The organism is Phycisphaeraceae bacterium (assembly GCA_019636655.1).
In the GTDB taxonomy this organism is placed as follows: Bacteria; Planctomycetota; Phycisphaerae; order Phycisphaerales; family UBA1924; genus JAHBXB01.
In genome coordinates, this window is sequence record JAHBXB010000001.1 from 70,621 (window position 1) to 88,357 (window position 17,737).

Below are 17,737 nucleotides of genomic sequence, written 5' to 3' on the forward strand. Positions count from 1 at the left end.
ACCATGCGATGGATGTGGATTGATCGCGTGATCGAGCTCGAGCCGCGCAAGCGGCTTGTCGCGATCAAGAACGTCTCGCTGGCCGAGGAGCACCTCCACGATCACTTCGCCGCGGACGAGTCGCGCGGCCTCCGGGCCCTGCCGGTCATGCCGGCGAGCCTGATCCTCGAGGGCATGGCCCAGGCGGCGGGGATCCTTGTCGGCCACTCCGAGGGGTTCCGCGAGAAGGTCATCCTGGCCAAGATCGGGCGGGCCGAACTCTCCCGGGATGCCGGCCCAGGGATGACCCTCCGGTATACCGCCGAGATCGAGCGGATGGACGGCGCCGGCGCGGCCACCAAGGGGCTCGTCGAACTGTTCGATCACGCCAACGCCGGCGCGGGGTACCGCGAGATCGGCCGCATCGAACTGATGTTCAGCCACCTGGACAACAACATGGGCGGCGCCGGGGCGAGCGGCGAGGCGTTCCCCAGTCACAACTTCGTGTTCGGCGAACAGTTCAAGACGTTGCTGCGATCCAGCGGCATCGCCGTCGATTGAGTTCGCTCGTTCGCGCCGTTGCTACAGGCCGGCCATGTGGGCCGTGAGCTGCGCCAGGGCCATGACAATCGGGATCGACGAGATCGCCACGCCGACGACGGCGACACGCCTGGAGAGCGCCGGGCGGTGCATCGCGATGTACTCGCAGATCAGCACCACCACGCAGACCACCGTGAACTTAAGCCCGATCAGGCCCCAATGCCCCGCCACGGCGAGCGCACGCTCCGCGATCGGGTTGACCTCGGAACCGCCGAAGAACAGCACGATCCACGTCAGGATGACGTCGAGAGCGCCGACAAGCACGAGCCACACATACGGCTCGGCGTTGGCTACCGGCCTTACCGGGCAGAGGCTCTGGGCTTTGGATTCCGGACGGACGGTGCCGGTCAGGTTGTGGGACATGGACTCGACTCCGGAGGTACACACCGACAAGACCCCCGCGGGGGCGGTTCGGAAGCGACCGGCGTGTCGAGCGGCATCCGTGGCCGCAGCGACCGGAGGCCGTCGCTCCGCGTTCACTAGGGAATACGCCAAAAGTCCCAGGAGGTTCTTGGAATAATCCGGCCATCTACGTGCGTGGCACGCGGACTGCTGCCCGCGCGATGCGGTCGAAAAGGTCGGCACAGCCGAGGCCGGTCGACTCCGGAAACTGCATCGCCGCCTGGGCGGCGAGCATCGAGATTCCATCGATCACCGGGTGGCCAAGTGCCTGTGCCCGGGTCAGCCACGGCGTCCGGGCCGGGCTGTACACCAGGTCGAAGACGACGGCACGGCGAGAGCCATCCGGGAGCGCAGCGAGATCGAACGGGAATCCACCCGGGTCCGGTCCGCCGGTCATCCCGACACTCGTGCAGTTGATGATCGCATCGGGATCGAGCCGGGGAACGGCGCTCGCATCAACCGATTCCATGGTCGGCACTTCCGCGGCGCTCTCGGGTGCGATGGTTCGCAAGTCGTCGGCCAGCGCCTCAGCCCGGGCCCGAGTGCGGTTCACGACCGCGACCGAGCACCCCGCGAGCCGCAGCGCTGCGCCGACCGCTCGCGCCGACCCCCCGGCGCCGAGCAGCACCGCGCGGCGGATGGGGGCTCTCGCCAGCAGCCCGACCGCCGCAGGGCCGTCCGTGTTGAGCACCTCGCATCCGCTGGCCCGGCCGCCGGGGCCGCGCGCGATCCGCAGCGTGTTGGCGGCGCCGCAGAGATCGGCGAACCGGTCGATCTCCCATGCCCGCCCGGCTGCGCGCTCCTCGCGGGCGAGCCTCACGAGGTGGGACTTGTGCGGAAGGGTGACCGAGCATCCGGCGAGTCCGAGCCGCTCGTCGTCGATCAGCGCGAGCAGGGTCGCCTTGAAGTGCTCGTACTCCGGCGGGATCGGCAGTGGCAGGTAGACCGCGTCGGTTCGCTTCTCGGAGAACACGGAGTTGAACAGCAGCGGCGAGAGCGAGTGGGCGACCGGCCAGCCGACGACGCCGTACACCGCCGTCGTACGCCGGATCTCCCGGAATCGGTACAGCCTCAGCAAATCCTCGATCGTGGGCTGCCCCGGCGCGGTCGCCGAACTCTCTCGCAACGACGCAAACGTGAGAAACCCGCCGAACTTAGGCGCCAGGACCCGCGACATGAGCCCGAACTCACCCATCGCCAGCGCGATCGTCGGCCGCCCGGCGGAGTTGTCCGCGAGCACCTCGAACACCTCCAGGTTGTCCCTCAGCGATCTCGCGCGGTACGCGAACTTCACGACCGCCGCGGCGGGCTCGGCGCCCATGGCCAGCAGCCGCCGCGTCAGGTCCGAGGGTCGACCGGCGAGATCGTGCAGCGAGAGGACGAGCGATGTTCCCAGGTCCCGGACCTGCCCGGGATGCCCGACCGCCAGGTTGACCTTCTGCTTGAGGTTCGCCGAACGGACGTAGGTCGAGTATTCCACGTCCAGGAACCGCGGCGGGTGCGACCCCGGTCCCGTCGCAGCGCCCAGCGCCTCGAACAGCGCGATCCTCGCCGCATCATCCCCGTCGTAGTGACCCCCCTCGGCAACCGGCCGGCACGTCGCGATGCACGGGAGCGGGGACTCGCTCACAAGGCGGACGATCCGGGCAAAATCCAGCGGGTCATTTCCCCCGGAAAAGAACCCGTCGAGGCGCCACTCGACCAGGTCCGCGCCGGCGCGTTTCGCGGCCTGAGCATCGGCGAGTGCCGACGCCAAGTCTTCAACAACGATGGAGACGCACACCAGGGTCACGGCGCGAGTCTAGCGGCCGCGGGCGAGCCCGCGGCGCCGACCCCCGCCGCGTACCCGCTGGCCCACGCCCACTGGAAGTTGAACCCGCCGATCCGGCCGTCCACGTCCAGGATCTCGCCGCACAGGTGCAGCCCGGGGCAGATGCGTGATTCCATGGTGTCCAGGTGGATCTCGGACAGCGGCACGCCGCCCGCGGTAACCTCGGCGTGCACGAAGCCGCGGTCGCCGGTGATGGGGAGCCGGAGTTGCGTGACCGCATCGACCAGGGCCCGGCGTTTGTCGCGGGTGAGCGAGTGACCCGGCGCCGCGGGGTCGACACCCGCGATCCCGCAGAGGCATCGCGCCAGGCGGTCGGGGAGTGAGTGGGGGGGGAGCGAGAGCAGCCGCGCGGGGCTCGAGGCGTTCAGCGCCAGCAGTGCCGCGTCCATGGCCTCCGGTGTCTGCTCCGGCAGGAAGTTGATCACGAGCGTGGCCCCGGGGTCCGCCGCGCGCTGGTCGATGTAGTAGCGGGAGATATCGAGCACCGACGGGCCAGAGAGCCCAAAGTGTGTAAGCAGGGTCGAGTTGGTGAACGACACCAGCCGCTTGCCCGTCGATGAGCGGAGATGCAGCGTTGCGGGCACCGCGATCCCCGAGAGCGAGCACAGCGGGTGGCTTGGCGGGAGCGTGAGCGGCACCAGCGCCGGGAACACCCGAGGCGTCAGCGAATGGCCCAACGATCGCATCAACTCGTACCCATGGCCGTCCGATCCGGACTTGGGCAGCGACTTGCCCCCGGTCGCGAGGATGACCCGCCGGGCCGTGATCGAGTCCGTGGCGCCGTCGCCTTCGTGCCGCCGCAGGGCAAAGCCGCCATCAGATGCGACTACGGCCTCGACCCGCCACGGATGCCGGACGACCACGCCCGCCTCCGCCGCGGCTGCCAGCAGCGCCTCGAGCACGGTGCGTGCCCGGTCGGTCGTCGGGAAAAGCTTGCCGGTCGGCTCGCGCTTGAGTTCAACGCCGAGGTCGCCGAAAAACTCGACGGTCCGCGCAACGCCGAATCCGCGGAGCACCTTCTTGATCGCGTGCCTCGACGAGCCCGCGTATGCCGATTCATCAACGGCGTGGTGCGTGACGTTGCACCGGCCGCCCCCCGCGACCAGGATCTTGACGCCAAGAGCCTTAGCGCCGTCCAGCGCCACAACCCGGGGCGGCTCCTTGCGCCCTCGTGCAGTGCGGGCCGCCCAGATCGCCGCCATGAGGCCCGCAGCCCCGGCGCCCACCACGGCAATGTCGAACTGCTCAGGCACGCGACGAGGGTAGCAAAGGTCCGTCGGCCGAAGTCACGGCGCCGCGGCGGGCCTGCGGCGCCGACGCACCGCGAAAAGGGCCAGCGCGGGCAACGCCGCCGCGGGCGACGGAACTGGCGTCCCGCCGGCGCCCAGACCGAGCGTGCCGCTGAACCCGGCCGAGACGTTCGTCAGCGAGAGATCAAGCAGCAGGTTGGCGGTGCCGCCCTCGGGAATGAGCGTCGGGATGTCAAAGGGAAGCCGCGGCAGCGCGAGGTCGGAATCAACCGAGTTCCCGATCTCGATCGGCTGCACCGAGTCGAGCGTCGCCCCACCACCCGAGAGCAGGATCATTCCCTGCATTGGGAACGGCACCGCAGTAGCCCCCGTCGCCTCGAACGTGAGCCCAAGGAACGAGATCGTTGCCGACAGCGTGATCATCGGGACAACCGTAAACGTGAACTCCCCAGGGTTGCCGGTGGCGGTCAGTGTGCCGGCGGGGCTCCAGCCGATCTGCGCGATCGAGAGCGCGGTCACCGTGGCGGTCCGCAGCGGAAGCTGGACCGAGTTCCCGCCCGGGTACTCGGCGTCCGGTGCGCGGGTCCGGAACGGATCGCTGGCGAACTGGATACTTGCCGTCAGCGGCGCCAAGCCCGAGGCGATGAGGTTCGCGGCGAGCCCGCCCATGGTGAGCGTCCCCGCACCTGGGTCGAGCACCACGCCGAAGCCGCCCGCGACGCTGGAGAGGATCGGATCGCCCATCTCCGACCCCAGTGTGGCGGGGACGGCGTTGTTCTCTCCGGGTCCGAACGGACCGACCAGGCCGGGCGTGGTGCGGGTCCCCGAGGGGTTCGTTACCGGGTCGTAGGCGCCGACCAGCGAGCCATGGCTCGAGATCGAGAACGAGGCGTTCGCGTTGAGGCCCGACGCGGAAGGGGAAACCGTGAACGCAAATGGCACGACATCACCCCTCGCGAGGGCCGTCACGGCCAGCACGCTTGTCGCGCCGATCAGGCTGTCTGTGACGCGGCGTCGCATGGTCGTCCCCCGTGAGATCCAAGTATGCCGCGCACCATCCGCGCCGGCCAGTCGCGGTCGCGTCATTGGCTTGTCTTATCGGGCGGCCCGCTCCGCCCCGACCGATTGGCCGCGTCAGAGGCGGGTCAGAGCGCCCCGAGCCGGCGGGCGGTCTCCTGCTCGACCAGCGCGCTGTGCATGTCATCCATGTCGCCGGCCATCACCTCGCGGAGCTTGTACTCGCCCGGAAGCCGCTCGTCGGCCACGATCCCCTCCTTGAAGCGGTACGTGCGGATCTTCTCGCTGCGGCCCCCTTCGCCGATCTGGCTGCGGCGTGCCTCGGCCCGCGCCGCGTGCTTCTTCTGCTGCTCCAGTTCGTAGATGCGGGCCAGCAGCAACCGGCGGGCCTTGTCGCGGTTCTGGTGCTGGCTCTTGCTCTCCTGCATCCGGACCTCGATCCCCGTCGGCTTGTGGAACAACTTGACCGCGGTCGCCACCTTGTTGACGTTCTGCCCGCCCGGTCCCTGCGCCGTCGTGACATCCTCGACGACGTCGTTCGCCCAGTCGATCTTGACGTCGACCTCCTCGGGCTCGGGAAGCACCGCCACGGTCGCCGTCGAGGTGTGGACGCGTCCCTGCGCCTCGGTGGCCGGGACCCTCTTTACCGAGTGCACCCCGGACTCGAACGCGAGGATGGACCACACCCCCTCGCCTCGGACGTTCACCACGGCGCTGCGGACCCCGCTCACCGCGGGCTCGATGGAGAGTTCGAGCACTTCGAACGCCCATCCGCGCTTGGTCGCGAGCTTGGAGTACATGTCCAGCAGGTCCCGGGCCCAGAGCGACGCTTCGTCCCCCCCGGTCCCGGCGCGGAGCTCGAAGATGACAGAGCCGACGGCGTCGTCATCGGAACTCACCAGCCGCTTCTTGACCTGGTCCAGGATCGCCGCCGCGCGCGACTCGACCTGCGGCAACTCGTCCGCCGCGAGCGCAGCCAGGTCGCGGTCTCCGCCGTCATCGATAACCCCGCGCAGGTCCGAGGCCTCCGCCGCGAGTCGCCGGAACTCGCGGTAGGCCAGGACGACCTTCTCCAGGGCCGCCTTCTTCATCGCCGCCTCCCGGACGGCACGGTGATCGGCCATGATCGCCGGATCGTTCAGGCGAGATTCCCACTGCGCATGCTGCGACGCGAGCTCCTCGAGCTTCGACAGCAGGGCGGGCGGGATGGAATCCAGCAGCGACGGCATGGGCCCGGGATGATAGCGAAGCTAGAAAGGGGCCGGGCCGCGTGAAACCGGTATGATGCACCGCCGAACCACTCTGAACGGCAGCACCGGAGCACCCGCTTGTCCGACGCGATCGTCCTGGAAGACCTCACGAAGACCTTCGGCCCGAAAGTGGCCGTGGACCGCGTCGACCTGCGGATCAGGCAGGGGACGGTGTGCGGCTTCATCGGCCCCAACGGCGCCGGCAAGACCACCACCATCCGGATGATCATGTCGATCCTCTTCCCGGACTCCGGGCGGATCTCCGTGCTCGGCCGCCCGAGCGCGGTCGAGAGCAAGGACCGCATCGGCTACCTGCCCGAGGAGCGCGGGGTCTACCGGAAGATGCGGGTCGGCGCCTTCCTCGGCTACATGGCCCGCCTCAAGGGCGTCGACGGGCACGTGCTGGGCCCCAAGGTGCGGCAGTGGCTGGACCGCGTCAGCCTCGCGGACTGCTACAAGAAGCGCTGCGAGGAGCTCTCGAAGGGCATGCAGCAGAAGGTGCAGTTCCTCGCCGCGATCCTGCACGAGCCGGAACTGATCATCCTCGACGAGGTCTTCTCGGGCCTTGACCCCGTCAACCGCCGGCTGATGCGGGAGCTGATCGACGAGCAGCACCGCGCCGGCCGCACCATCATCTTCTCCACCCACGCCATGTTCGAGGCCGAGCAGCTCTGCGACAGCGTGTTCATGATCCACCAGGGCAAGAAGGTGCTCGATGCGCCCGTGCACGACATCCTCTCCCGCTACGACCCCCGCTCCCTGCTCGTCGATCCGGTCGACCGCGAGGGAGCCCGCGAGCGGCTCGCCGCCCTGCCCGGCGTGCGGGGCGTGACCCTCCCCGAGGGCTCTGGCGCCGCATCGCGCGGGATCGAGGTGTACCTCGAGGACGACGTCGATCCCGCCGGCGCGATCACCACGGTCGCCCAGGCGATCCCGGTTCGGCGCCTCGAGGTCAAGCGGGCCTCGCTCGAGGATGTCTTCATCGAACTCGTAACCGCCTCGGGCGCCGCCGCCCCGAGCCGCGCGGAACTTCAGGCCGGCGCCCCGGCGGAGGTGGCCGGTGTTTAGAACCCTGTGCGTGGCGTGGCGGGAGTTCTGCTCCACGGTCTTCACCAAGGGCTACCTGCTCGGGGTGGTGATCCCTCCCGCGATCATGGTCGTCGCCCTGATGATCATCCCTCTTCTGAAGAGCCTCCCCGGCCCGAGGGTCTCCGGCACGCTCGCCGTCGTCGACCACTCCGGAGCCGTCGCCGGCCGCATCGTCGAGAGGTTCTCCGCCGAAGGCCTCGCACAAGAGTCCGCCGAGCGAAAGGCCAGGACCGAGGAGCAGATCGCGGAGGGCGTCAAACAACTCGGCCTCGACGCCGAGGCCTCCAAGCAGGCCAACGAGACCGCCTCCGCCGCCGCCGCGAAGCAGTCGGACGACGGCGCCCAGATCGCCGTCGAGGTGCTGAGCGCCGACACGCATCTCGATCCGATCCTCGAAGCCCTCAAGACGGCCAACCCGCGCGTTTCCCGCGGCGAAGAGTCCGATGGCCCCCGGAAGGAACGCATCGCCCTGGTCGTCATACCCGACGCCAGCGTGACCCCCGGCCCCGACGGGCAGTTCGCCGGGTTCGACCTCTTCGTCGCGTCGAAACTCGATTTCGAGGTCCAGCAGCGGCTGACCCAGCGCGTCCAGGGCGCCATCGTGGACACCCGCCTTGCCGCCGATCCGCGCCTCAGGGAGGCGCGGATCGACCCGGCGCAGGTCCGTCAGTTGCTCGAGCGGCCCAGGGCCGAGACCAAGGCGATGACCGCCTCCGGGGCCCAGAAGACCAGCGAGATCGCGTCGGTCCTCGTGCCCGCCGGGTTCATGCTCCTGCTGCTCATGTCCGTGATGACCGGGGGCCAATACCTGCTGACGACGACGATCGAGGAGAAGGGCAGCCGAGTGATGGAGGTCCTCCTGAGCGCCGTCTCCCCGTTGCAGCTGATGACCGGGAAGATCCTGGGCCAGATGGCCGCGAGCCTGCTGCTGCTGCTCGTCTACTCCGGGCTCATGATCGCATCGCTGATCACATTCAGCCTGTACTACCTGCTCAATCCGATGAACGTTGTCTACCTCGTCATCTTCTTCTTCATCGCGTTCTTCACCATCGCGTCGTTCATGGCCGCCGTCGGGAGTTCCGTCAACGAACTCCGCGAGGCGCAGACGCTGATGACGCCGGTGATGCTGGTCGTCATGACCCCATGGCTCCTCTGGATGCCCATCAGCCGCGCTCCCAACTCGCTCTTTGCCACCATCATGTCCTTCATCCCCGTGCTGAACCCCTTCGTGATGGTGATCCGCCTCGCCGGCTCCGAGCCCGTGCCCGGCTGGCAGATCCCGCTCTCGATCGCCGTCGGCGTGGGAACCGCCTGCATCGCCGCGTGGGCCGCGGCCAAGGTCTTCCGCGTCGGCGTGCTGATGTACGGCAAGCCGCCGAACCTCAAGACGCTCGCCAAATGGGTGCGCATGGCATGACCGCCCCGCCCGGGCGCCCCCGCCGCCTCGACCGGTTCGATCTCTACGAGCTGTGCGCCCAGGCTCCCGACCAGGAGGCCCGCTTCCTCCACGCCGTCCACGGCGCCCGCCCCCGAGTCCTGCGCGACGACTTTGCCGGTCCCGGCGCCGTCGCCCGCGCCTGGACCCGCATCGTGCCCCGCGCCGGCGCGATCGCCGTGGACCTCGACCCCGAGCCGATGGCCAAGTGCCGCGCCTCCCCCGGCGTCGAGTGCCTGCGCGCCGACGCCACCCGCACCCGCCGCCGCGCCGATGTCATCGCCGCGTTCAACTTCGCCCTCTGCGAACTCTCCGACCGCGCCGCCCTGCTCCGATACCTCAAGAACGCCCGGGCGAGCCTGACCCCCCGCGGCGTCTTCGCCTGCGACCTCTACGGCGGCGCCGAGGCATACACGCCCGGCTCCTACACCCGTCGCCTCCGGGGTCCCGCCGGTGAGCGGATCGAATACACCTGGACCCAGCGATCCGCGGACATCCTCACCGCCCGCGTCGTGAACACGATGACGTTCCGCCTCCGCGATCCCGGCTCCACACGGGACCGCGTTCTCAAGGATGCGTTCACCTACCGCTGGCGCCTGTGGACCATGGCCGAGGTCCGCGAGGCCATGGCCGAAGCCGGCTTCCCGTCGACGGAGGTCTACGACCGCTACGCCGACGCGATCGACAGCCGCGGAGGCATGATCGTCCGCCCCGTCTCAAGCGGCCCCGAACTCGGCGACAACTGGGTCGTCTACATCGTCGCGCGTGCCCCCGCCCGTCCCCGGGTTGCCCGCGCGTAACGCCCGCCGCGCCCGATTCCCCAAAAAGGCCGCGGGCCCCTGGTTTCCCAAGGGCCCGCGCTCGGTCGGTACGGGCTGTAAGCCGAGTTCTGTGCCCGCCGCCGGTTCCCGGTCCCGTGCTGATTGACGGGGGCTCGGGCCCGGGCCTGACGGCGGCCGCGGCCATTTCTCTGGCCCCGGTGTTGCCACCGGGGTCGAGCGATCTACCCGCCGCCTTCCAGCCGGACCGGCTGTCCCCGGTTGCCCGGAGCGGCGACTGCGTGACCTTGCACGCGGCGGGGTTTGCCGTGCCCCGGCTGTCGCCAGCCGGGCGGTGCGCTCTTACCGCACCTTTTCACCCTTGCCTGATCCCGGGTTGCCCCGGGCCATCGGCGGTTCAATCTCTGTGGCACTGTCCCGCGCCCGCACCGACGCGGACGGGTGGGGGTTACCCACCGCCGTGTCCTGCCGTGCTCGGACTTTCCTCCGGCGCGACCCGGTTGCCCGGACCGGCCGGCGGCCGCGTGCCCGCACCTGCACCGCATCATACGGACGTCTCGCGCGCCGGGTTTGGAGGCGCGGTAGCATGCCGCGATGGCCGCTCCCGCGACCAAACCGACCACCGTCGCCTGGCTCCAGCCGGAGCAGGTGCCGTTGGTCCGCGCCGCACTCGACGCCGCTGGCGTGCACCTCCTCGCGGCGGGGTGCCCCACGCCAGGTCGTTCCGGAGAGGTCGCCGAACTCCTCGGTCTTGACCCGGGCGATTCGGCCGCGGCCCCGAGCGACCTGCGATCGGCCCTCGCGACCACCGAGTGCTCGCTCATGCTCCTCGTCGCGCCGGGCGACTTCGCCGGCCGGGCCGATGGCAGCGTCGACGAAGAACTCGATTCCCTCCGCGCCGCGCGGGCCCGCGGCCTCAAGGTGGCCTCGCTCGAGCCGATCCCCTGCTCAGCGCTCCACCTGGCCAGCCCCGCCCTTGTCGGTGATACCCCCGGCGACGCGGTCGTCAGTTCTGAACTGGTCCGCTTCATCCCGCTCGCACGCCTCTCCTCTCCCATGCAGGCGGTCTCGGATGTCATGGATCACTTCGGCGAGATTCGCGCGATGGTGTTCGAATCCTGGTCCCGGCCGATCGAGGGCTCTCTCGGCGCCCGGGTGATGGACGCCATGGACACCATCCTGACACTCCTAGGCGAGCCCGAGTCCATCGACGCCGCCTACGTCTGGCCCGGCGCCCGCGCCACCTCGGGGACCGCGCTCCGCAAGATGAACGGCGAGTCCCTCCGCGGCCTCTCGGGCGACCTGACTGCCAATCTGCGGTTCGCCGACGGCCGATCCGCCTGCATCGCCGTCTCCGACAACGCCGGCCGGTGGGGACGGACCATCACGCTCATCGGGTCCCGCGGCCGGCTCCGTGTCTACGACGATGGACTGGAGTGGATCGGCCCCGACGGCTCCCGCGTCGATTCCTCCCGCGGCGTCGGCTCGGGCCGAGTGTCCCCCGAGCACGCACCCGGCGAGGGCCGCAGCGCCGCCATCATCGGCGAAGCGATCGAGCGGTATGTCTCCGGGCGGGAGGCCGCGCCCGCCCCGGTGAACTACCGGCGTGTGCTCGCGATGGCCGGCGCGGCGCTGCTGAGCGCTCGGACAGGCGAGGGCGAGTCCCCCGCGACCATCCAGAAGATGGCGATGCTCCCGGCCTGATTCCCCCACGCCTCGCGGCGGGGTCAGCCCCGCGTGATGTACTCCTCGAGCGTCGTGATCGTGCGCACCAGCGCCTCGGCTTCGGCCACGTTGAGATCGCCGATCGAGACCATGCCGATCAACCGGCCCCCATCCACCACCGGCACGTGCCGGATCCGGCGCTCCCGCATCGTGCCGCGAAGCTCCGAGACCGGCGACTCCAGCGAGCAGCACAGCACGGGCGTGGTCATGACCGCGGACACCGGCGTCGCCGCGGGATCGAGGGCCATCGCAACGACCCGCGTAAGCACGTCCCGCTCGGTGATGATCCCCGCGGGCTTGTCAGCCTCCGCGACGACCAGCGACCCGATCCGATGCTGGTTCATCACCTTCGCCGCCTGCAGCACATTCGCCGCGGGTGAGATCGTTACCAGGCTCGGTTTTGATGCATCCTTCTGCCGCAGGATCTCGCGCACGGTCGACATGGTTGTGTCTCCTTGTCGTCGAGCAAACTGCTGTCCCATTCTAGTATGCGTTCTCAGGGATCGGTTTGGTAGCGAAAACCCTGAATATCGCTGATACTCGTGGAGCGGTGAGGCGAGCATGGCCGCGGCAACGCCGCATACCCTGTCTACGGGAGTGCGCGGGGGACCGCCGGAGGCCATCCAATGTCCACCGATTCATCAACCGTTGCCGTGGTCCTCGCCGGCTCCGGATTCCTCGACGGTTCCGAGATCCACGAGGCCGTCTCGTGCCTCATCCACCTCAGCCGCCACGGCGCGAGCGTGCGCTGCTTCGCCCCCGACAAGACCGCCCCAACCGTCAACCACCTCACCGGCAAGCCCGCCGGTGATTCGAGGAACGTCCTCGTCGAATCCGCCCGCATCGCCCGCGGCAAGATCGAGCCGCTCTCGGCGCTCGACCCATCCGCCTTCGATGCCGTCGTCTTCCCCGGCGGCTTCGGCGCGGCGAAGAACCTCTGCACCTTCGCCGAGAAGGGAGCCTCCTGCGACGTGGACCCCGAGGTTGCCCGAATTGTCAAGCAGTTCCACGCCGCGGGCAAGCCGGTCGGCATGTGCTGCATCGCCCCGGTGATCGCCGCGCGGGTTCTGGGCACGAAGGCGGGCGGCCCCGGCGTCGCCGTCACGATCGGCGACGACTCGGGAGCCGCCTCGGCGATCACCGCGATGGGGAGCCGGCACGAGCCCCGCCCCGTTCACCAGGCGTGCATCGATGAGGCGAACAGCGTCATCACCGCGCCCGCGTACATGTACGGGTCGGCTCCTGTCCACGAGGTGTACGAGGGCATCGGCGAGATGATCGACAACGTGATCGCCCGCATAGCGCCCGCCAGGGCCGTTCGGTAGCGACAAAGAGCGGCCGCACGGTGCGCCCCGGCATGACTTTGCGGGTAGCATCGTTCTGATCGACCCGGTCCGGATGGGCGTCGTCAGCGCGGTTGGCCGCGCGACCCGGCCCGGGCGTTTCCAGGGGCGTTGAGTCGTCTGATGCTGGTCACCCAACGACGCCCACGCGACCTGCACTGGTACCACGCGGGTCCGCTCCTCTTCGGTGACTGGGGAACCAGCCGCCTCTACGTCCTCGGCCTCGCGTTCTTCTACGCCGGTCACGCCTCCCTGATGTACCTCGCGGCGATCAGCCTTCTCATGATCGCCGTCGCGTGGGCGTACACGGTGGTCTGCCGGTGTTTCCCCGATGGCGGCGGCGTCTACGCCGCGGCGAAGCAGGTGGACCCGACCCTCGCCGTCGTCGGCTCGACCCTCCTGCTCTGCGGCTACATCATCACTGTCGTCATCTCGCTCGTGGAGGCGTTCCACTACTTCGGCATCGGCCATGGCGGCATCGGCGGCGGCACCACCGTGGTGCTGTGGCTCTCGGTCTTCGCGGTCCTCGCGCTCGGCGGAGTCAACTGGCTTGGAGCCAAGAGCGCCGGCACCTTCGCCGCCGTTGCCGCCATCGTCGCCCTCGCCGCGTCGGGCATCATCGCCCTCCTTTGCCTCCCCTACGTCCCCGCGGGCCTCAGCCGATTCACCCTTTCGACCGGGCACGGTCCCTGGATGTCCTGGGTCGTCTTCACCAAGATCTGCCTCGCCATGGCCGGCGTCGAAGCCGTCGCGAACATGGCCGGGTTGATGAAAGAGCCCGTCGGCCGCACCGCCCGCCGCACCATCTGGCCCGTCGCAGCCGAGGTCGTGATCTTCAATCTCCTCTTCGGCGTCGCCCTCGCCGGTCTCAGCGGCCTCGCCGCCAAGCACGTCCCCGACTGGTCGGTCTACCAGGCCTCTGGCGGCCCGATCCCCGCCGACGTGCAGGCCTACCGCGATACCGGCATGAAGGTGCTCGCCATCGAGGCGGGTTCCCACTGGCTCGGCGACTCCGCCGGCCTCGCGGTCGGACGCGGCGCCGCCGTCGTCTTCGGCCTGCTCCTCATCTCCGCCGCGAACACCGCGATCATGGCGATGGTCTCAGTCCTCTACTCCCTCGGGCACGACCGCGAACTGCCCCGTGGCCTCACCACGCTGAACTACCCCGGCGTTCCCTGGGTCGCCCTCGTCGTCTCGTGCGGGGTCTGCATCGCCGTGCTCGTCCTCGAGCGGGACGTCGCCCGCCTCGCCGATATGTACGTCATCGGCGTCTGCGGCGCGGTGACCACCAACATCCTCTGCTGCGCGTTCAACCAAAGGCTCGAGGTCTCCTCGCGCGAGCGCGCCGGTCTCTGGGCCCTCGGTCTCTTCCTGCTCGCCATCACCCTCACCATCACCGTCAGCAAGCCCCAGGCGACCCTCTTCGCCGGGTCCACCGTCGGCCTCGTCCTCATCTCCCGATGGGTCGTGCGGCTCAGGGCCCGCCGCCTCGCCCTCGCCGCGCCCGTCGTCGAGCCCGCCCACGGCTGGCTCGAGGAACTCCGGCGCGAGATCGCCCCGATCGATCCCGCCAAGCCCCGCATCATGCTCGCGGCCCGCGGCCGCGGCCAGGCCGAGTTCGCGGTCGACCTCGCGCGCCGCCGCGGTGCCACCCTCTTCGTCATGTACGTCCGGACCCTCAGGCTCATGGACGTCGTCCCGGGCGCCGTCCCCAAGGTCGAGGACGATCCCCAGGCCCTCCAGAGCCTCGGCAGCGTCGCGGCCCTGGCCCGCAGCGTTCGAGTCCCCGTTGTGCCGATCTACGTCTGCGCCACCGACGTCGCCGCGGAGATCCTCGACTACACCGTCACCTTCGGTTGCGACACCCTGGTGATGGGCAAGACCAAGCGCCGCGCCTTCGCCCGCGCCCTCGAGGGCGATGTCATCACGCGGGTCGTCCAGCACCTCCCCAGCGAGGTAGCGCTCATCACCCGCGAGGACTCCCCGCACCTCCTCACCCTCGCGCCCACCCTCGACGCCGCCACCCCGCCCGCGCCCGGCGCCGACGCTCAGCCCACGAACGGCACACCGCGCCCCGCCTCGCCGCATCCCGAGCCGCCCGCATCCGGCGCGACCTGACCCCGCTCCGCCCCCGCGCCCCGACCAGCGCCGGCGGATAGTGTTGCCGATGAGCAGGGATGTTGAGACCTGGGCGGAGCCCGCCGTGCCGGATTCGATGCCCAACCCGCCACAACCCGACGACGATCCGGTGCTCCAGGGCCTCACCGAGGCCCAGCGCAGCGCCGTCGTCTGCACCGAGGGCCCGCTGCTCGTGCTCGCCGGCCCCGGCTCTGGAAAGACCCGGGTCATCACCCGGCGCATCGCCTACCTCGTCGCCTGCGGTATCCCGGCGTGGCAGATCCTCGCCCTGACCTTCACGAACAAGGCCGCGGGCGAGATGCGCGAGCGCGTCCACCAGATGCTCGGCGACGGCCCCGCCTCACGCGGCCTCACCGTCACCACCTTCCACTCCCTCTGCGCCCGCCTCCTCCGGCGCTTCGCCGAGATCGCCGCCCTCCCCGGCCTCAAGCCCGACTACGCCATCTACGACGCGGCCGACCAGTCCGCCCTCATGAAGAAGGTCATCTCCGACCTCGGCCTCAACACCGCCAACTTCCCCCCGCGCAGCGTCCTCGCCCGCATCAGCACCGCCAAGAACGACCTGCTCGACGCCGAGGCCTTCACCCGCACCGCCGGGGACTTCTCCTCCCGGTCCGTCGCCAAGATCTACACCGCCTATGAGGCGTCGCTCCGGCGCGCGGGCGCGGTCGATTTCGACGACCTCCTGCTCCTGACCGCCCAGATGCTCAAGACCAGCGCCGCCGTCCGCGACGCCTGCCGCGACCGCTGGCGATACCTCCTCATCGATGAATACCAGGACACCAACCGCGCCCAGTTCGTCATCGCCTCGCTGCTGGCCGGCGAAGTGGGCGGTGGGGGGGCGGGCGAGGCGGAAGCCGCCGCGACAGCCGCCGAGCCCGCCGCCTCCACCCGCCGCGGCCCCAACATCTGCGTCGTCGGCGATCCCGACCAGTCGATCTACGGCTGGCGCGGCGCCGACATCGCCAACATCCTCCAGTTCGAAGAGCAGTACCCCGGCGCCGCGGTGATCGCCCTGGGCGAGAACTTCCGCTCCACCAAGTCCATCCTCGCCGCCGCCGACGCCCTCATCCGCCACAACCGCCGCCGCAAGCACAAGGACCTCTTCACCGCCCGCGCCCAGGGCGACAAGATCGAGGTCGTCCTCTGCCGCGACGAGCACCACGAGGCCCGCCTCGTCGTCGATTGGCTCCGCGAACGCCGCGCCGATTCCGCCGCCGCGTGGAAGGACTGCGCCGTCTTCTACCGCACCAACGCCCTCTCCCGCGTCCTCGAAGACCAGATGCGCGCAGCCGGCGTCCCCTACGTCATCGCCCGCGGCACCGCCTTCTACCAGCGAGAAGAGGTCAAGAACGCTCTTGCCTACCTCCGTGTCGTCGCCAACCCCGCCGACGGCGTCTCCCTCGGCCGAGTCATCAACACCCCGTCCCGCGGCATCGGCGACGCCACCTGGGTCCGCGTCGAGGCCGCCGCCACCGACTCTGGTTCCACCGCCATGCGGGCCCTCCGCGACGTCGCCTCCGGCAACGCGGCCGCCGTCGGCGTCGACGTCGGCGCCCGCGCACAGAACGCCATCCGCAAGTTCCTCGACATGATCGACGGCTGGACCGGCTCCGGATCCTTCATGGGCTCCGACGTCGCCTCCTCCCTCTCCGACCTCGTCGAACGCGTCATCCGCGAGTCCGGCCTCGAAGCCATGTACAAGGCCGGCCGCACCGATACCGACGAGGAACGCCTCGAAAACCTCGCCGAACTCGTCTCCTCCGCCGCGGAGTTCGAACAGACCTACGACCCCACCGCCGACCCCGCCAACGAGATCGCCGTCACCCCCGCCTCCCCCTCCGCCGCCGACGACCGCCCATCCCTCTCCGCCCCGATGCCCCCCTTGCTCGCCCTCCTCCGGGCCTACCTCGAGCAGGTCACCCTCGTCGCCGATGCCGACGCCATCGACCCCGCCCAGGGCGCGGTGACCCTCATGACCCTCCACGCCGCGAAGGGCCTGGAGTTCCCCGCCGTCGCCATGGTCGGCCTCGAAGAGGGCTGCCTCCCCCACATGCGCAGCAACGAGAGCGACGCCGAACTCGAAGAAGAACGCCGCCTCTGCTTCGTAGGCATCACCCGCGCCATGCAGCGCCTGCTCATCACCTCCGCCCGCTACCGCACCGTGCGCGGCATCGGCGAGCGCACCATCCCCAGCCGCTTCCTCGACGAACTCCCGCGCGAGTACATCGCCGTCTCCGACCAGGCCGACCCCGGCGCCTGGGACGACTCGGCCGACCACGACTCGTTCTCCGATTCCCCGCGCCCCTCCCGCGCCCCTTCCTCCGCCCAGCCCACCGTCGCCGGCCTCAAGGCCGGCGCCATGGTTGCCCACCCCCAGTTCGGCGTCGGCCGCGTCGAGTCCATCGTCCCCGGCGCCAACGCCCGCGCCACCGTCAGTTTCCGCGATGTCGGCCGCAAGACCCTCGTCCTCGAATACGCCCGGCTCAAGGTCATCGGATGACCGACCTCCTCGACACCCGCGTCTACGCCATCGTCGGAGAAGACGGCTTCGCCCGCCTCGTCGCCGCCTTCTACCGCCGCGTCGCCCTCGATGATCTCCTCGGCCCCATGTACCCGCGCCACGACATGGCCGGCGCCGAACTCCGCCTCCGCGAGTTCCTCATCGGCCGCTTCGGCGGTCCCCAGCGCTACGTCGAGCGCCGCGGCCACCCGCGGCTCCGCGCCCGCCACGCCCCGTTCCACATCGACCAGGCCGCCCGCGACCGCTGGGTCTCGCTCATGGAGCAGGCCATCGACGAATCCGCCCTCCCGCCCGACGCCGCGGCCCCGCTCCGCCGCTTCTTCCACGAGGCCGCGACGTTCATGATCAACGCCCAATAGCCCGCCGCGCCCCCG

General features: G+C 70.0%; 15 protein-coding genes and 1 other RNA gene. 9 read left to right on the forward strand and 7 right to left on the reverse strand.

Features of this window, described 5'->3' with window-relative positions; translation table 11 throughout:
* Positions 1–3: 3 nt before the first annotated feature.
* Positions 4–540 (forward strand): hypothetical protein, encoded by a 537-nt coding sequence (locus KF745_00315; protein MBX3356848.1) that lies wholly within the window; start codon positions 4–6, stop codon positions 538–540.
* A gap of 21 nt (positions 541–561) precedes the next feature.
* Here KF745_00315 and KF745_00320 read toward each other — a convergent pair whose 3' ends face one another.
* The 5 genes from KF745_00320 to KF745_00340 all read right to left on the reverse strand — a co-directional run bounded on the left by KF745_00320 (position 562) and on the right by KF745_00340 (position 6,308).
* Positions 562–942, reverse strand: a complete 381-nt coding sequence (locus KF745_00320) for a hypothetical protein (GenBank protein MBX3356849.1) — start codon at positions 940–942, stop codon at positions 562–564.
* 166 nt (positions 943–1,108) lie between these two features.
* Positions 1,109–2,773 carry a type I 3-dehydroquinate dehydratase gene (locus tag KF745_00325; protein ID MBX3356850.1) on the reverse strand — a complete coding sequence of 555 codons (1,665 nt, stop codon included), beginning with the start codon at positions 2,771–2,773 and terminating at the stop codon, positions 1,109–1,111.
* Positions 2,770–4,065, reverse strand: a complete 1,296-nt coding sequence (locus tag KF745_00330; protein MBX3356851.1) for an aminoacetone oxidase family FAD-binding enzyme — start codon at positions 4,063–4,065, stop codon at positions 2,770–2,772. Before KF745_00330 ends, KF745_00325 begins: the two co-directional genes overlap by 4 nt.
* Before the next feature lie 33 nt (positions 4,066–4,098).
* The gene (locus tag KF745_00335; protein MBX3356852.1) at positions 4,099–5,082 is read right to left on the reverse strand and encodes a hypothetical protein; all 984 of its coding nucleotides are present in this window, start codon (positions 5,080–5,082) and stop codon (positions 4,099–4,101) included.
* Between the two features lie 125 nt (positions 5,083–5,207).
* Positions 5,208–6,308: a PCRF domain-containing protein gene (locus KF745_00340; GenBank protein MBX3356853.1), complete on the reverse strand. Its 1,101-nt coding sequence runs from the start codon at positions 6,306–6,308 to the stop codon at positions 5,208–5,210.
* A gap of 99 nt (positions 6,309–6,407) precedes the next feature.
* Between KF745_00340 and KF745_00345 the strand changes: the two genes are divergently transcribed.
* From KF745_00345 to KF745_00355, 3 genes are read left to right on the forward strand one after another with little or no spacing between them, the layout of a single operon-like run.
* The gene (locus KF745_00345) at positions 6,408–7,397 is read left to right on the forward strand and encodes an ATP-binding cassette domain-containing protein (protein MBX3356854.1); all 990 of its coding nucleotides are present in this window, start codon (positions 6,408–6,410) and stop codon (positions 7,395–7,397) included.
* Positions 7,390–8,835: an ABC transporter permease gene (locus KF745_00350; GenBank protein ID MBX3356855.1), complete on the forward strand. Its 1,446-nt coding sequence runs from the start codon at positions 7,390–7,392 to the stop codon at positions 8,833–8,835. The genes KF745_00345 and KF745_00350 overlap by 8 nt, the downstream gene beginning before the upstream one ends.
* Entirely contained in the window at positions 8,832–9,653 is an 822-nt protein-coding gene (locus KF745_00355) for a hypothetical protein (GenBank protein ID MBX3356856.1), read from the forward strand. Before KF745_00350 ends, KF745_00355 begins: the two co-directional genes overlap by 4 nt.
* 62 nt (positions 9,654–9,715) lie before the next feature.
* Here KF745_00355 and rnpB read toward each other — a convergent pair.
* Positions 9,716–10,168: RNase P RNA component class A (rnpB, locus tag KF745_00360), an RNA gene on the reverse strand.
* A 58-nt stretch (positions 10,169–10,226) separates the two neighbouring features.
* Between rnpB and KF745_00365 the strand changes: the two genes are divergently transcribed.
* The gene (locus KF745_00365) at positions 10,227–11,336 is read left to right on the forward strand and encodes a hypothetical protein (protein ID MBX3356857.1); all 1,110 of its coding nucleotides are present in this window, start codon (positions 10,227–10,229) and stop codon (positions 11,334–11,336) included.
* A 23-nt stretch (positions 11,337–11,359) separates the two neighbouring features.
* Here the strand turns inward: KF745_00365 and KF745_00370 are convergent, their stop codons facing one another.
* Entirely contained in the window at positions 11,360–11,800 is a 441-nt protein-coding gene (locus KF745_00370; protein MBX3356858.1) for a CBS domain-containing protein, read from the reverse strand.
* Positions 11,801–11,983: 183 nt separating this feature from the next.
* Between KF745_00370 and elbB the strand changes: the two genes are divergently transcribed.
* The 4 genes from elbB to KF745_00390 all read left to right on the forward strand — a co-directional run bounded on the left by elbB (position 11,984) and on the right by KF745_00390 (position 17,722).
* Positions 11,984–12,682, forward strand: a complete 699-nt coding sequence (gene elbB, locus KF745_00375; protein ID MBX3356859.1) for an isoprenoid biosynthesis glyoxalase ElbB — start codon at positions 11,984–11,986, stop codon at positions 12,680–12,682.
* A 141-nt stretch (positions 12,683–12,823) separates the two neighbouring features.
* Positions 12,824–14,818 carry an amino acid permease gene (locus KF745_00380; GenBank protein MBX3356860.1) on the forward strand — a complete coding sequence of 665 codons (1,995 nt, stop codon included), beginning with the start codon at positions 12,824–12,826 and terminating at the stop codon, positions 14,816–14,818.
* A 49-nt stretch (positions 14,819–14,867) separates the two neighbouring features.
* On the forward strand, positions 14,868–17,342 hold the full coding sequence (locus KF745_00385) for a UvrD-helicase domain-containing protein (GenBank protein MBX3356861.1): 2,475 nt from the start codon (positions 14,868–14,870) through the stop codon (positions 17,340–17,342).
* The gene (locus KF745_00390) at positions 17,339–17,722 is read left to right on the forward strand and encodes a globin (protein ID MBX3356862.1); all 384 of its coding nucleotides are present in this window, start codon (positions 17,339–17,341) and stop codon (positions 17,720–17,722) included. The genes KF745_00385 and KF745_00390 overlap by 4 nt, the downstream gene beginning before the upstream one ends.
* Positions 17,723–17,737 lie beyond the last annotated feature (15 nt).

Bases quoted from the DNA above. Each gene is read 5' to 3' on its own strand.
- KF745_00315 (MBX3356848.1), top strand. From the start codon at position 4: ATGCGATGGATGTGGATTGATCGCGTGATCGAGCTCGAGCCGCGCAAG.
- KF745_00320 (MBX3356849.1), bottom strand. From the start codon at position 942: ATGTCCCACAACCTGACCGGCACCGTCCGTCCGGAATCCAAAGCCCAG.
- KF745_00335 (MBX3356852.1), bottom strand. From the start codon at position 5,082: ATGCGACGCCGCGTCACAGACAGCCTGATCGGCGCGACAAGCGTGCTG.
- KF745_00340 (MBX3356853.1), bottom strand. From the start codon at position 6,308: ATGCCGTCGCTGCTGGATTCCATCCCGCCCGCCCTGCTGTCGAAGCTC.
- KF745_00355 (MBX3356856.1), top strand. From the start codon at position 8,832: ATGACCGCCCCGCCCGGGCGCCCCCGCCGCCTCGACCGGTTCGATCTC.
- KF745_00365 (MBX3356857.1), top strand. From the start codon at position 10,227: ATGGCCGCTCCCGCGACCAAACCGACCACCGTCGCCTGGCTCCAGCCG.
- KF745_00370 (MBX3356858.1), bottom strand. From the start codon at position 11,800: ATGTCGACCGTGCGCGAGATCCTGCGGCAGAAGGATGCATCAAAACCG.
- elbB (MBX3356859.1), top strand. From the start codon at position 11,984: ATGTCCACCGATTCATCAACCGTTGCCGTGGTCCTCGCCGGCTCCGGA.
- KF745_00380 (MBX3356860.1), top strand. From the start codon at position 12,824: ATGCTGGTCACCCAACGACGCCCACGCGACCTGCACTGGTACCACGCG.
- KF745_00385 (MBX3356861.1), top strand. From the start codon at position 14,868: ATGAGCAGGGATGTTGAGACCTGGGCGGAGCCCGCCGTGCCGGATTCG.
- KF745_00390 (MBX3356862.1), top strand. From the start codon at position 17,339: ATGACCGACCTCCTCGACACCCGCGTCTACGCCATCGTCGGAGAAGAC.